Raw genomic sequence first — 13,783 nt, 5'->3', positions numbered from 1 at the left:
GGTCAAGCCCGCTCCCACAGGTATTGCGATGTTCCTGGGGCCGGCGCAGTACTTGTGGGAGCGGGCTTGACCCGCGATGCGGTCAGAAGGTGGCGCGCACGCTCAGGCGCAGGTTGCGCGGCTCGCCGTACCAGCCCTGGCTGTAGAAGCCGATCTGCTCGTAGTAACGCTTGTCGAACAGGTTGTCGACATGCGCACTGACACTCAGGTGGTCGTTGAGGGCGTAACGGCTCATCAGGCTGACCAGCGTGTAGCCGCCTTGCTCCAGGTCGGTGAAACCGCCCGGCATCGCCACGTCGCTGCGTGACACGCCACTGCGCCACGTCGCGCCTCCGCCCACGGTCAGCTTGTCCAGCACACCGCCCAGACGGTAGGTGGTGAACAGCTTGGCCTGGGTGCGCGGGTGGTTGGTGTTGATCGCCTTGTCGTCGGCATTGCGGGCAATGAAGTGGGTGTAGCTGGCCGACAGGTTCCACTGCTCGGTGAGCTGTCCGGCCAGCTCCAGGTCGAAGCCGTCGACCCGCGCCCCGGTGCCGGCCTTGTACGCCTGCTCATTGGGGCGCCCCTCCACGTTCACCCCCGGGATCGCTTCGGCCAAACCCTCCTGCTGGGTGCGGTACACCGCCAGCGCTGCGTTCAGGCGACCGTCCAGGTAGCCGGCCTTGATGCCGGCCTCGTAGCTGTCACCGGTCACCGGGTCGAGGATGCTGCCGTCCGGCCCTCGCGCGTTCTGCTGGTTGAAGATGCTGGTGTAGCTGGTGTACAGGCTGTAGGTCGAGTTCAGGTCATACACCAGCCCCGCGTAGGGCGTCACTTCGTTGCGGTAGCGGTACTGGCGCAGGCTGCCGTAGTAGTCCTGGTCGATTTCCCAGTTGCTGACCCGTGCGCCGAGTATCAGGTGCAGCGGGTCGGCCAGCGACAGGCGCGTTACCGCGTAGCCGCCGTTCTGCCGGGTGTGGGTGGCATCGCCCGAGGCACGCACGTTGGACCAGGCGGGCTCGGCAATGTGGTTGCTGTTCCAGTCCATGAAGTTGCCGGTATCCGGCACCGTGCCCAGCGGCCTGAACTGGTCGATGGTCAGGTCGTCGTCGATGCTCATCGCACCGAACGCCAGTTCGTGGCTGCGGCCCAGCAGCTGGAACGGCCCGCTGGCGGTCAGGTGCCAGTCGTCACGGGTGCGTTCGCCCTCGTACTTGAGGAAGCTGGCCGACATGCCGCGCCCGGTTTCGCGGTCCGGGTAGCCGCCGCGGTACAGGTAGCGCATGCGGTAGTTGCCTTCGAAGCGGCTGTAGGCGGCGCGCAGCTTCCAGTCGTTTTCCAGCTGGTGCTCGAGGTCGACGAAGGCGGTGGTGGACTCGGTGCCGAAGTAGCCCCACTTGGTGTTGTTGGCCGCCGATCGGCCGAAATCGGTACGCCCGCCGTCCTTGTAGAACAGCGGAAAGCCGCTGCCCATGCCGTCGGTTTCGTTCTTCTGGTACTCCAGGCTGGTGGTCAGCCGGGTGCGCGGGCCCAGTTCGCTGCTGACCACGCCGTACAAGGTGCGCGAGCCGTAGTCCAGGTAGCTGACGTGGCTGTCCTTCTGCGAATAGGCGGCCACCACCCGCGCGGCGATGCGCCCGTCCTCGGTCAGCGGGGCCGACACGTCCACATCACCCCGTCGCTCGTCCCAGCGCCCGATGCCCGCCGAGCCGCTGGCGGCGAACTCGGGCAGCGGGCGCTTGCGCACGAAGTTGACCGCCGCCGACGGGCTGCCGGCGCCGGTCAGCAGGCCGGTGGAACCGCGCACGATCTCGACGCGATCATAGATGGCCGAGTCCATCTCGGTGGCGCCGAAGTTCCAGAAGCCGTTGATCGGCGAGGCCAGGCCGTCGAACTGGAAGTTGTCGATGGTGAAACCACGCGCCGAGAACGACAGGCGATTGCTGTCGTTGCGCACATGGGAAATGCCCGGCGCGCTGTCGAGAATCTGCGCGGTGTTGCTCAGGCCCTCGTCCTCGATCTGCTGGCGGGTCACCACGCTGACCGACTGCGGGGTTTCGCGGATCGACATCGGCAAGCCGATGGCGGTGGACATCGCGCCGGTGGTGTAGCTGGCGCTGCCTTCGGTGGTCTGCGGCCGGTACGCCTCGCCCTGTACGTCGGTGGCCTGCAGTGTCAGCACCGGCTTTTCGGCGGACTCCTCGGCACTGGCCATCAGGGAGACAAAGGCCCCGCCCAGCAGGGCGATACGCACGCTGCTGATCGGTCGGGTAGAGGGGGCAAGGCGGCGCTGCATGGGAATCGTTCTCCGCAGAGTATCGTTATCGTCTGCGTATTATTCACAGTTGCTCGCGGGGCCACGTTTGGCAGATGCCAGACTGCTTATGGGCGCTGCCAAAGCGTGCGTCGGGTGGGGAACTTCAGGCGGTCTCGCGGGGGGCGTGGCCAAAGCGCTGGCGAAACGCGGTGGCGAAATTGCTGGCGTGGCGGTAGCCGACATGGTGGGCGGCCTGCTGGATCTGCCAGCCCTGTTCGAGCAACTGGCGGGCCTGGTCGAGGCGCCGGTTGCGCAGGTAGCCGAACACCGTTTCGCCGTACAGCGCGCGGAACTTGCTGCGTAGCGAGCTGCTGCTCATGCAGGCCAGGCGCGCCAGTTCGGTGAGGTCGTGCTCGTCGCCGGGCTGTTGGTGCAGGTGCTCGCGCACCCGTTCGAGCATCAGCCGGTCGCGTGAGCACAGGCCCGGCGAAGGGGCCGGCAGGCTTTCGAAACTGGCCAGGCCGTGGCTGAGCAGTTGCAGGCTCAGGCCCTGGCACAACAGGTGCTGCAGGGTGCCTTGCCAGCGACCGGACAACATGTCTTCGATGCCCGCCAGCAGGTGCGCCGGCAGGGCCCAGCAACTCAGGGCCGAGCCGTGGCCGCGCAGGCGAGCCTCGATCAGCTCGGCCAAGGCCTCTTCGCCCACATCCTGCGGGCGGCGCAGCGACAGGTTGAGCCCGCGCAGGTGCGCGCCACCGCGGTGCAGTGCCGACATCGGCCGGCCATCGCCGCACAGCGCGGTGATGCAGGCGCCTGGTTGCAGGGGCTGGGTGCGGGTGTAGGTGATCGAGGCCTGACCCTGAAGTACCAGCGCGAGGGTCAGGTCGGGCATGTCCAGCGAATCGGCGCGGTAGGTGTGGAAGGCCTGCACGTCGGAGTTCACCAGGCTGAAGCCGGGGGCCAGGCGATGTTCGCTGATATGGCCCTGCATCAGGCACGGATCGTCCTCGCCGCCGTCGCCTTCGGGCAGGCTATAGTGCACGTCGTAGCGCTGGCCCAGGGCATGGAAGTCGCTCAGCAGGTAGCGGGTGGGCGCGGACAAGACAGGGCTCGGGTGTCGAAAAAAGGAAGGCGATAATAGCATTCATTCTCAAATGCAGGGTGGCTGGAGTGGGGCGGTGATGAGCGAAACATGTCAGGTGCGCCAAGCACTGGAAACGGATGCGCCGGCAATCAGCCGGGTGATTGTCGAGGCCTTGCGCACGAGCAACAGCCAGGATTATTCGCCGGCGGTGATTGCGCGGGTGGAGCAGAGTTTTTCCCCCGAGGCGCTGCTGGGGTTGATGGCGCGCCGGCAGGTGGTGGTGGCGCAGTTGGGCGGGCAGGTGGTGGGTACCGCGAGCCTGGAGGGGGACGTGGTGCGCACGGTGTTCGTGGCGCCGGACCGGCAGGGGCTGGGCATCGGTCGGGCCTTGATGCTGCATGTTGAAGAGCTGGCCGGTGCGTCGGGGGTGCAGGCGCTGCGGGTACCGTCCTCGCTGACGGCGCAGGCGTTCTATGCGCGGTTGGGGTATGCGGTGGTACGCGAGGTGGTGGAGGGGGAAGAGCGCACCATCGTGATGGCCAGGGCGCTGGGCAGGTGACACCGCGTCGGGGCATTCGCCGGCAAGGCCGGCTCCTACAGGCTGTGCAGGAGCCGGCCTTGCCGGCGAAGCAGGCGCCTCAGAACTGCGGCGTGTACTTGACGCTGAACATCATGTTGCGCGGCTCGCCGTAGTTGTTGTTGCCGCCGAGCTGGTTGTAGCCCGAGGCAATGTAGTGTTTGTCGAACAGGTTGTTGGCGTTGACTGCCACACTCACCTCAGGCGTCAGCTGATAGGCCAGGCGTGCATTCCACACCGTGTAACCGGGCACATCAAACGTACTCTCGTAACCCAGTGTGTGGCTCTGGCTGCTGAAGCCCAGGCCCGCGCTTACGCGGCTCCAGTCGCCCGGCAAACGGTAGTCGCTCCATACCCGCAGCATGTGCTTGGGGGTCCACTGGTTGAAGACCTTGCCTTCGTTCTCCGGGTCTTTGATGTACGTGGTGGTGGTGTAGGTGTACCCGGCGAACAGCTGCAGGTCGGGCATCACTTCGCCACTGATTTCGGCTTCGAAACCCTGGCTGCGCACCTTGCCGGACGCTTTCGAGCAATCGCCGGAGCCACATTGCGCAGAAGCGTCGGTGATCGCTCGGTTGTTCTGGTCGTAGCGGAACACGGCGAACGAGGTGTTGACCCGGCCATCCATCAGTTCGCCCTTGAGGCCCACTTCGTAGTTGCTGCCGACAATCGGCTTCAGCACCGATTGTGCGGCATCGAGTTCGCTCTGCGGCTGGAACACGTCGGTGTAGCTGGCGTAGGCCGCCCATTCCTGGGTCAGGTCATAGATGATGCCGGCATAGGGGGTAACCACACCGGTTTCGGTCATGACGCTTGGGTCAGCGACCGTCACCGTGTTGCCCTGTGTGATGACTGAGGAGTAGCGGAAGTCGTACCAGCTCACGCGCGAGCCAAGCACTACGGTCAACGGCTCGGCCAGCTTGACCCGCCAACTGCCGTACAGGCCTTTCTGGCGCACGTCATATTCGCTTGCGGTGGCTCGGCCGCCGTCACGCATCAGGCTGTCGTAGCTGGGTTTGGGGCGGTCGTGGTCGATATCGAAGATATTGCCGCCGTTGATGAAGGTGCGCGCGAACACATCGTCGGTCTTGAGCTGGGAATAGTTGCCACCCAGGATGAGTTCCTGTTGCAGCCCCAGCGTCTCGAAATGGCCGTTGACGTAGGCGTCCAGACCCACCTTGGTCGAGTCGAAGTCGGTGTACCAGTTGGCATACTGGACACCACTGCCGTCAGGATTCAGCCCTTGGCCGGTGGTTTGCACCCGCTGGTGCAGCGAGTCGTTGCTCTCGCTCATGTACACGGCGGCGGCATGCACCTTCCAGTCGTCGTTGAAGCGGTGGTCGAGGTCGGCAAACACCGTGGTCACGTCGATTTCGGAGTGGTTCCAGCGCGCGCCGGTATAGGTCGAGCGCGGCACGTCCACAGGGCGTCCGTCGGCATAGCGCGGCAGGCCACGCAGCATGGGCCGCGAGGTGTTGTCCGAGTAGCTCACGCCCACACCCACGGTGGTGTCCGGGCTCAGGTCGAAATCCAGCGCGCCGTACAGCGAGTGGGTCTTGCTCCACTCGTAGTCGATGAACGACTGGCTCTGGTCTTCGTCGGCGACGAAGCGCCCGCGGATCGTGCCCTGCGGGTTCAGCGGGCCGCCAGCGTCCAGTTGCAGGCCGTAGTGGTCCCAGGAGCCGGCCTTGCCGGTGACGGTCACGGTGGGTTTGTCCTGCCCGCGCTTGCGCACCAGGTTGATCGCGCCGCCCGGGCTGCCGGTGCCCTGCAGCAGGCCCGAGGCACCGCGCAGGAACTCGATGCGGTCGAAGAAGATCAGGTCCTGGGTCGCCCAGTTGCCCAGCGAGTAGGTGTTGCGCGGAATCGGTACGCCGTCGTACTGCCAGTCGTCGATCTGAAAACCGCGCGACATCAGGATCATGCCCTTGCCCACGCCTTGCTGGCCGACCAGGCCGGTGGTCTGGTTGGCGGCGTCCTTGAGGTTGGTCAGGCCCTGGTCGTCCATCTGCTTGCGGGTCATGACGCTGACCGACTGGGGGATTTCCTTGAGCGTGTGTTCGCCCTTGCCGATGGTGGTGACCCGCGCTGCGTAGGAGTTCGAGCCTTCGGTGGTGGCCAGGTTGCGCACCTCGGTGATGCTGGTGGCGCCCAGCTCCAGTGCGCCTGCGGTGTCTACCCCCGGCACCACGCTGAAGTGGCCGCTGCCGGTCACCAGCAGTTGCAGCCCGCTGCCGGCCAGTGCGGCCTGCAGGGCCTGCTCGGCGCTCATCTGCCCACGGACGGCCGGGGCCTGTCTGCCCTGCACCAGGGCCGGGTCGAGGGAGATGATCTGGCCGCTCTGGCTGGCGATGGCATTGAGCGTGGCGGCGAGCGGGCCGGCCGGCAGGTTGAACGCAAGTGCCTGCTGCTGGGCAGACACGGCGCAGCTCAGGGTGGCCAGGGCAACGGCGACGGGGAGGGCGCGGGACCAAGGGTTGAGCACGGAATTCTCCTGATTGTGTGTGCAGTCAGGAGATAGGTGGGATGAGAAATGAAAACCGGACACAAATGCGATTGTTTTTCATAAAAACTTTTCAGAGGGTTCTCGGGCTCAGCTTTTCGGGCCGATCAGGGTCAACCACGGGCCGTAGTGTCGTACCTCGATCGGCAGTGTTTCGGCCAGCGCACCGAAGCTGCGCTGCGGATCGTTGAGCGGGAACACCCCTTGCACGCGCAGGTTGCGCACCTGCGGCGCGACCCGCACGAAGCCGCGGGTGTAGGGGCGCAGCGCGTCGACCACTGCATCCAGCGGGTCATCCAGTACATTCAGGTGCCCGTTCAGCCAGTCGGCGCGGTGACGCTCGTCACGGCCCAGACGCTCGATGCGCTGGGCGTGCAGCAGGGCGGCCTGGCCTTCCTGCAGGTCCAGTTCGCTGCCATCGTGCAGGCGTGCGCGCACCGCATGCTGCAGCACCACCACGCGGGTGGCGTCGGGCTGCTGGCTGACCAGAAAGCGCGTGCCCAGCGCGCGGATTTCGCCCTGGGCGGTGCGCACGCGCAGGGGGCGCTGCGGGTCGGGTGCCACTTCAATCACCAGTTCGCCCTGGCGCAGCAGCACCAGGCGCTGGTGGGCATCGAATTGAAGGTCGACGGCAGTGCTAGCGTTCAGGCTCAGCTGGCTGCCATCTTCCAGTTCCAGGGTGCGCCGCTCGCCGGTACCGGTGTGCAGGTCGGCCATCAGCGTGGTGCCGACCTCGCTGCGCGCCGCCAGCCACAACCCGCCGCCCAGCAGGCCCAGCCCGCCGATGGCGCGCAGCACATCGCGCCGGGAGGTGCCGGGCTGCATCAGCACGCGCCGGGCTTCGCCGGCCTGGCCGGGCAGGCGCTGGTCCAGCGCCCGCACGGTGCCGAACGCGCCACCCAGGCGCTCCTGCAGCCGGCCCCAGGCCTGGGCATGGGCCGGGTCGCTGTTGAGCCAGGTATCGAAACGGGCGTGCAGGCGGGTGTCGTTGCGGTCGGCGCTCAGGCGCACCATCCAGTCGATGGCCTGCTCCGCGGCCGGGTCGAGGCGGGCCTTGCTCATGGTGCCATCTCGGCCAGGTAGCACTGGCGCAGGGCCTGTTTCATGTAGCGGCTGACGGTGCGTTCCGACAGCGCGAGCTTGCGCCCGATCTCCACATAGCTCAGGCCATCGAGCTGGCTGTAGAGGAAGGCTGCCTTGACCACCGCGGGCAGGCCGGTGAGCGCTCGGTCGATGGCCACCAGCGCTTCGACCAGCAGCAGTTGTTCCTCCGGGGAGGGCGCTACCTGCTCGGGCAGGCTCGACAGGCGTTCCAGGTAGGCATTTTCGAGTTGGCGGCGGCGGTGGCGGTCGAAGATCAGCCGGCGCGCGATGGTCGACAGAAAGGCCCGCGGTTGCTGGATGCTGTCCGGATCAACCCGCGCCACCAGCAATTGGCAGAACGCCTCGGCAGCCGTGTCTTCGGCGTCGGCGCGGTTGCGCAGGCGCTTCTGGATGTGTTGCAGCAGCCAGCGGTGGTGGTCGCTGAAGAAGAAGCCGAGCTTGGAGGAAGGCGTGTGCACCGGGAACGACTCGACAGTGAATGTGAATAGTTCTCAATACTACAGTGTCGCAATGCCTGTGTGTAGCCTGGGCGGGGGTGCAATCGCGCGCGGGTTGCACCAGGGCGCGTTGCCGGCTCTGCCGGCGACGCGCCCCAGGCATGGCCGTCAGGCGGCTGCCTGGGCTTGCAGCACCAGTTGCCCGTCGACCTCGACAACCAGCCCGCTGGCGACGAACAGTGGCACCAGGCGTTTGTGCAGCTGTGGCTCGACGAAGGCCTTGATGGCGTCCAGGTCCAGGTTGCCGCTGACATCCAGTTCGGCCTTGGTGTAGGACAGCCAGGCTTTTTTCAGGACCATCAGCACATCGCTGGCGGTGGTGGTGGCGAAGCGGCGATGGGTGACCTGGCCCTGGAAGTCGAAGGTATGGGCGAAGGCGTAGCCGCTCTCGTCGCCCTTGTTTTCCAGGCAGCGGCTGCATGCGCAGGCGCCGTCGGCGAATGCGGCGCGCAGGTAGGTGTTGAAGTCCACCACGGGTTTGAGGCCCAGGCGCTTGTCGACTTCGAACAGGTCCCCGGTCATGTTCGCATCAGCGTTCAACGTCATTTCCTCACAGTCATCCAGTTGGGTTTGCAGGGCGGCACAATACCAGCCTGGGCTGCCAGTGGGTACTTGCGCAGGGATGTCGCGGGTTCAGCTAAGCACTACGACGCCTGGCCCACTCATCCACCACATCCCCCATCGTCCGCGCCGTACCATCGACTATCCATGCCATCAACGGCCGGTCGAACCTGAAATCCTCGCCACACTGCTCACGCATGAACCGCCGCACGTTCTGCGTGTTGCGGTAATCCTCGCCCACCGGTGTCTCCCGGGTAATCACCCCGCCATGCCAGTCAAAAGCCATACCGTGTCTCCTTGCGTCGTTTGAGGGTTTCACTGGGCAACTCCTTGAACAGCGCCTGATAACTGCTGGAAAACCGCCCCAGGTGCCAGAACGACCAGCGCATTGCCACTTCCGCCACGGTGTGGCCGCGCGCGGTCAGCAGCTCGCGGTGCGCGCCATTGAGGCGGCGCAGGCGCAGCCAGTGGCTGGGCGTGATGCCGGTGTACGCCTTGAACGCATGCTGCAACTGACGCACCGAACTGCCGGCCACCTGCGCCAGTTGCAGCAGGTTCAATGACTCCTCCGGCGAATCCGCCGCCCATTCGCTGACCTTGCGCATGATGGTGCGCTCCTCGGTGCGCCGCCACAGCTCGCCGCGGTCCAGGCACACCGAGGCGGTGTCGAGAATGTACAGACAATCGTCCAGCAACTGCCTGGCCAGCACCTGCTGGCACGGCGCGTCCTCGCTCTGCGAGAGGCGCGTCAGGGTACTGCTCAGCCAGCCGCTGAACAAGGCATTGCGCTGGGAATTGAGCGGTGCCATGAACAGACCTTCGAGCGCCGCAACGTCCACGCCGTGCTCACGCACGAACGCAGGGCCGAACACGACGGCCACTTCCTGGTAGTTCTCGGGGGTGATCCAGATGTTGCGGCTTTCGCCATTGAGCACGTACAGGCTGTTGTCACTGCGGTCGAAGCAGAACGACAGCGAACCGCCGGGGGCGCTGAAGCTCTGCTCCACCCGGGTGTTCATGCGCTCTTCGTACACCTCCACGCCCTGCAGGTCGAGGCAGCGCACCATCCCGGCAAAGTGCCCGGGTGACATCTGCTGGTAGTGCTGTGCCCAGCCTGGCGTGGCGCGTACCTGTTCGGCCACATCGGCACTGGTGAAGGCCTGTACCCGCAAGGGCGACGGGGTTGTCATGAGAACCTCTGAATGCACTGCTTTGGTGCATTTTCTTCTGCTCAAAGTGGATAGATGCAGCCGCAGCTGCGGCACCAAGATAGACCTCAACGCGGCGCAGGGGAAGCCAGGCCTTGCCCGCCCGCGCCACACACACCCTTGCGCATGCCCTGCATCACGACAACGAGGTTCTCATGAATACCCCCTTCGATCAGCTGTCCACCTGGCTGAAAGAACACAAGATCACTGAAGTGGAATGCGTGGTCACCGACCTGACCGGTATCGCCCGCGGCAAGATCGCCCCCACCAACAAGTTCCTGCATGAGCGAGGCATGCGCCTGCCGGAAAGTGTGCTGCTGCAGACCGTGACCGGCGACTTCGTCGAGGACGAGATCTACTACGACCTGCTCGACCCGGCCGACATCGACATGCTCTGCCGCCCCGACTCGACGGCCATCTACCCGGTACCCTGGGCGCTGGAGCCCACCGCGATCGTGATCCACGACACCTTCGACAAGCAGGGCAACCCCATCGAGCTGTCGCCGCGCAACGTGCTCAAGAAAGTCCTCAAGCTGTACGCCGACAAGGGCTGGCAACCGATCGTGGCACCGGAGATGGAGTTCTACCTGACCCAGCGCTGCGAAGACCCAGACCTGCCGTTGCAGGCGCCACTGGGCCGTTCGGGCCGCGCCGAAAGTGGCCGCCAGTCGTTCTCCATCGATGCCGCCAACGAGTTCGACCCGCTGTTCGAGGACGTCTACGACTGGTGCGAGGCCCAGGGCCTGGACCTGGACACGCTGATTCACGAAGACGGCCCGGCGCAGATGGAAATCAACTTCCGCCACGGCGACGCCCTGGACCTGGCCGACCAGATCACCGTGTTCAAACGCACCATGCGCGAGGCCGCACTCAAGCACAACGTCACCGCCACCTTCATGGCCAAGCCGGTGGGCGACGAGCCGGGCAGCGCCATGCACCTGCACCAGAGCGTGGTCGACAGCGCCACCGGCAAGCCGATCTTCGTCAATGACGACGGCAGCATGAGCGAGCTGTTCCTGCAGCACATCGGCGGCCTGCAGAAGTACATCCCCAAGGTGTTGCCGATGTTCGCGCCCAACGTCAACTCGTTCCGCCGCTTTCTGCCCGACACCTCGGCACCGGTGAACGTGGAGTGGGGCGAAGAGAACCGCACCGTGGGCCTGCGCGTGCCCACCTCTAGCCCCGAGTCGATGCGCGTTGAGAACCGCCTGCCCGGCGCCGATGCCAACCCGTACCTGGCGATTGCCGCCAGCCTGCTGTGCGGCTACCTGGGCATGGTCGAGGGCATCGCGCCCAGCGCCCCGGTGCAGGGGCGTGCGTATGAGCGGCGCAACCTGCGCCTGCCGATCACCATCGAGGACGCGCTGGCGCACATGGAAGACTGCCCGACCATCGAACGCTACCTGGGCAGCAAGTTCGTGCGTGGCTACGTGGCGGTCAAGCGCGCCGAGCACGAGAACTTCAAGCGCGTGATCAGTTCGTGGGAGCGCGAGTTCCTGCTGCTGAGCGTGTGATGCGCTGACCTGCCGATCATCGATAAAACAATCAGAAGAGGTGTCGATATGCGTCTGTTGAAATCCGTGTTGCCGGTGGCCCTGGGGTTGCTGTGGGGGGCCGCCGCACAGGCCCAGCCGAGCGTCAGCGTGTACAACTGGACCGATTACATCGGCCCCACCACCCTGGCCGACTTTCAGGGGGCGACCGGGATCAAGGTGATCTACGACGTGTTCGACTCCAACGAAACCCTGGAGGGCAAGCTGCTGGCGGGGCGCACCGGCTACGACGTGGTGGTGCCGTCCAACCACTTCCTGGCGCGCCAGATCAAGGCCGGGGCGTTTCTGGAACTGGACCGCTCGCAACTGCCCAACTGGAAGAACCTCGACCCGGTGCTGCTCAGGAAACTGGAGGACAACGACCCCGGCAACCGCCACTCGGTGCCCTACCTGTGGGGCACCAATGGCATCGGTTACAACGTCGACAAGGTCAAGCAGGTGCTGGGCATCGACCATATCGATTCGTGGGCGGTGCTGTTCGAGCCCGAGAACCTGAAAAAACTCAGCCAGTGCGGCGTGTCGTTCATGGATTCTGCCGACGAGCTGTTCCCGGCAGTGCTCAACTACATGGGCCTGGACCCGCGCAGCGAAAACCCGCAGGACTACAAGAAGGCCGAGGCCAAGCTGCTGGCGCTGCGCCCGTACATCACCTACTTCCATTCCTCCAAGTACGTCACGGACCTGGCCAACGGCGACATCTGCATCGCCTTCGGTTACTCCGGCGACGTGTTCCAGGCGGCCAACCGCGCCAGGGAAGCCCATAACGGCGTGAACATCGCCTATTCGATTCCCAAGGAGGGCAGCAACCTGTGGTTCGACCTGCTGGCGATCCCGGCCGACGCCACCAACCCCAAGGAGGCGCACGCCTTCATCAACTACCTGATGGACCCGCAGGTGATCGCCAAGGTCAGCACCCTGGTGGGCTACGCCAACCCGACGCCGGCTTCGCGCCAGTACATGGCCGCCGACCTGGTCGACAACCCCGAGGTGTATCCGCCCCAGGCGGTGCTCGACAAACTGTATATCTCAAGCACCCCCACGCCGGCCATCATGCGTTTGATGACCCGCTCGTGGAGCAAAGTGAAATCGAACAAATGAACAACGTGAATGGCAATGCGCAACACGCCCGTTCGTACTACGCAGCGACGGCCAGACGCCAGGCCGACTACCCGACGCTGGAGCAGGACCTGATCGCCGATGTGTGCGTGATCGGCGGTGGCTTCACGGGGGTCAACACCGCCATCGAACTGGCTCGCCGCGGGCTTTCGGTGGTGTTGCTGGAGGGGCGGCGCATCGGCTGGGGTGCCAGCGGGCGCAACGGCGGGCAACTGATTCGCGGCATCGGCCACGAGGTGTCGGGGTTTGCCCGCTACGTGGGGCAGGAAGGGGTGGCCTACCTGCAACGCGCCGGCATCGAGTCGGTGGAGGTGGTGGGCCGCCGGGTGCAGGAGGACGGCATCGACTGCGACCTGCGCTGGGGCTTCTGCGAGCTGGCCAATACCCCGGCGCAGTACGCAGCGTTCCAGGCTGAACAGCAGAGCCTGGAGGCGTTGGGCTATCGGCACCAGACCCGACTCTACGGGCCGCAGCAGATGCACGAGGTGGTGGCCTCGAAGGTGTATGCCGGCGGGCTGCTGGACATGGGCTCCGGCCACCTGCACCCGCTCGACCTGGTGCAGGGCGAGGCGCGCCTGGCGGCGTCGCTGGGGGTGCAGGTGTTCGAGCACAGCACGGTGCTCGAACTGGTGCATGGCCCCACCGTGCAGGTGCGCTGCGCGCGCGGCAGCGTGCGGGCCGGCAGCCTGGTGCTGGCGTGCAATGCGCACCTGGACGACCTGGAGCCACGCCTGAGCGGCAAGGTGCTGCCGGCCGGCAGCTACATCATCACCACCGAGCCGCTGTCGGCACCGCGCGCCGCCGGGCTGATCCCGCAGAACCTGGCGCTGTGCGACCAGAAGGTCGGCCTGGACTACTACCGCCTTACTGCCGACCGGCGCCTGCTGTTCGGCGGGGCCTGCCATTATTCCGGGCGCGACCCGGCGGATATCGCCGGCTACATGCTGCCCAAGCTGCTCAAGGTGTTCCCGCAGCTGGCGGATGTGCGCATCGACTTTCAGTGGGGCGGCAAGATCGGCATTACCGCCAATCGCTTCCCGCAGGTGGGACGCCTGCAGCAGCACCCCAACGTGTTCTACGCCCAGGGCTATTCGGGGCACGGGGTGAACGTCACCCACTGGACGGCGAAGTTGCTGGCCGAGGCGATCCACGCCGGGCATAGCCAGGGCCTGGATATCTTCAGCAAGGTGCCGCACATGACCTTCCCCGGCGGCCCGGCCCTGCGCTCGCCACTGCTGGCGCTGGGCATGTTGTGGTACCGCCTGCGCGAGCTGCTGGGGTAGGGCGGCGCAAATCGCCGGTTGCAGCTACTGTGCATCTATCAGAGGCTCACAAGAAGGCTCG

12 protein-coding genes are annotated in these 13,783 nt (G+C 65.7%); 4 read left to right on the top strand and 8 right to left on the bottom strand.

Features of this window, described 5'->3' with window-relative positions:
• Window positions 1-82: 82 nt before the first annotated feature.
• Together N0B28_RS16685 and N0B28_RS16680 are read right to left on the bottom strand one after the other, a co-directional pair.
• The gene (locus tag N0B28_RS16685) at window positions 83-2,275 is read right to left on the bottom strand and encodes a TonB-dependent siderophore receptor (RefSeq protein WP_116054834.1); all 2,193 of its coding nucleotides are present in this window, start codon (window positions 2,273-2,275) and stop codon (window positions 83-85) included.
• Window positions 2,276-2,399: 124 nt separating this feature from the next.
• On the bottom strand, window positions 2,400-3,338 hold the full coding sequence (locus tag N0B28_RS16680) for a helix-turn-helix transcriptional regulator (protein ID WP_275727593.1): 939 nt from the start codon (window positions 3,336-3,338) through the stop codon (window positions 2,400-2,402).
• A gap of 79 nt (window positions 3,339-3,417) precedes the next feature.
• Here N0B28_RS16680 and N0B28_RS16675 point away from each other — a divergent pair, with 79 nt between their 5' ends.
• Window positions 3,418-3,879 carry a GNAT family N-acetyltransferase gene (locus N0B28_RS16675; protein WP_254998854.1) on the top strand — a complete coding sequence of 154 codons (462 nt, stop codon included), beginning with the start codon at window positions 3,418-3,420 and terminating at the stop codon, window positions 3,877-3,879.
• Between the two features lie 79 nt (window positions 3,880-3,958).
• Here N0B28_RS16675 and N0B28_RS16670 read toward each other — a convergent pair whose 3' ends face one another.
• From N0B28_RS16670 to N0B28_RS16645, 6 genes are all read right to left on the bottom strand, one after another.
• Window positions 3,959-6,382 (bottom strand): TonB-dependent receptor, encoded by a 2,424-nt coding sequence (locus N0B28_RS16670; protein ID WP_275727587.1) that lies wholly within the window; start codon window positions 6,380-6,382, stop codon window positions 3,959-3,961.
• Window positions 6,383-6,490: 108 nt separating this feature from the next.
• Entirely contained in the window at window positions 6,491-7,462 is a 972-nt protein-coding gene (locus N0B28_RS16665) for a FecR family protein (protein WP_054915125.1), read from the bottom strand.
• Entirely contained in the window at window positions 7,459-7,962 is a 504-nt protein-coding gene (locus N0B28_RS16660) for a sigma-70 family RNA polymerase sigma factor (RefSeq protein WP_043860903.1), read from the bottom strand. Before N0B28_RS16660 ends, N0B28_RS16665 begins: the two co-directional genes overlap by 4 nt.
• A 147-nt stretch (window positions 7,963-8,109) precedes the next feature.
• Entirely contained in the window at window positions 8,110-8,541 is a 432-nt protein-coding gene (locus N0B28_RS16655) for a hypothetical protein (RefSeq protein ID WP_173925090.1), read from the bottom strand.
• A gap of 97 nt (window positions 8,542-8,638) precedes the next feature.
• On the bottom strand, window positions 8,639-8,848 hold the full coding sequence (locus tag N0B28_RS16650; protein WP_116054828.1) for a DUF6434 domain-containing protein: 210 nt from the start codon (window positions 8,846-8,848) through the stop codon (window positions 8,639-8,641).
• Entirely contained in the window at window positions 8,838-9,752 is a 915-nt protein-coding gene (locus N0B28_RS16645; RefSeq protein ID WP_054915122.1) for a helix-turn-helix domain-containing protein, read from the bottom strand. Before N0B28_RS16645 ends, N0B28_RS16650 begins: the two co-directional genes overlap by 11 nt.
• A 173-nt stretch (window positions 9,753-9,925) precedes the next feature.
• Here N0B28_RS16645 and N0B28_RS16640 point away from each other — a divergent pair, with 173 nt between their 5' ends.
• Genes N0B28_RS16640 through N0B28_RS16630 form a run of 3 tightly spaced genes read left to right on the top strand, consistent with a single transcriptional unit; the run spans window position 9,926 to window position 13,722 of the window.
• Window positions 9,926-11,284: a glutamine synthetase family protein gene (locus tag N0B28_RS16640; protein WP_043860899.1), complete on the top strand. Its 1,359-nt coding sequence runs from the start codon at window positions 9,926-9,928 to the stop codon at window positions 11,282-11,284.
• A gap of 48 nt (window positions 11,285-11,332) precedes the next feature.
• Complete coding sequence (locus tag N0B28_RS16635) at window positions 11,333-12,421, top strand: polyamine ABC transporter substrate-binding protein (protein ID WP_043860898.1); 1,089 nt, start codon at window positions 11,333-11,335, stop codon at window positions 12,419-12,421.
• Window positions 12,418-13,722, top strand: coding sequence for an FAD-binding oxidoreductase (locus N0B28_RS16630; protein WP_078480749.1), 1,305 nt, complete (start codon window positions 12,418-12,420; stop codon window positions 13,720-13,722). Before N0B28_RS16635 ends, N0B28_RS16630 begins: the two co-directional genes overlap by 4 nt.
• Window positions 13,723-13,783: the final 61 nt, after the last annotated feature.

It is taken from the genome of Pseudomonas sp. SD17-1 (genome assembly GCF_029201585.1).
Classification (GTDB): domain Bacteria; phylum Pseudomonadota; class Gammaproteobacteria; order Pseudomonadales; family Pseudomonadaceae; genus Aquipseudomonas; species Aquipseudomonas palmensis.
The sequence above is the reverse complement of the archived record's forward strand: the minus strand, read 5'-3'. Positions and strand labels throughout refer to the sequence as shown.

Coding starts and splice junctions, on each gene's coding strand:
- N0B28_RS16685 (WP_116054834.1), bottom strand. CDS start 2,275: ATGCAGCGCCGCCTTGCCCCCTCTACCCGACCGATCAGCAGCGTGCGT.
- N0B28_RS16675 (WP_254998854.1), top strand. CDS start 3,418: ATGAGCGAAACATGTCAGGTGCGCCAAGCACTGGAAACGGATGCGCCG.
- N0B28_RS16665 (WP_054915125.1), bottom strand. CDS start 7,462: ATGAGCAAGGCCCGCCTCGACCCGGCCGCGGAGCAGGCCATCGACTGG.
- N0B28_RS16650 (WP_116054828.1), bottom strand. CDS start 8,848: ATGGCTTTTGACTGGCATGGCGGGGTGATTACCCGGGAGACACCGGTG.
- N0B28_RS16645 (WP_054915122.1), bottom strand. CDS start 9,752: ATGACAACCCCGTCGCCCTTGCGGGTACAGGCCTTCACCAGTGCCGAT.
- N0B28_RS16640 (WP_043860899.1), top strand. CDS start 9,926: ATGAATACCCCCTTCGATCAGCTGTCCACCTGGCTGAAAGAACACAAG.
- N0B28_RS16635 (WP_043860898.1), top strand. CDS start 11,333: ATGCGTCTGTTGAAATCCGTGTTGCCGGTGGCCCTGGGGTTGCTGTGG.
- N0B28_RS16630 (WP_078480749.1), top strand. CDS start 12,418: ATGAACAACGTGAATGGCAATGCGCAACACGCCCGTTCGTACTACGCA.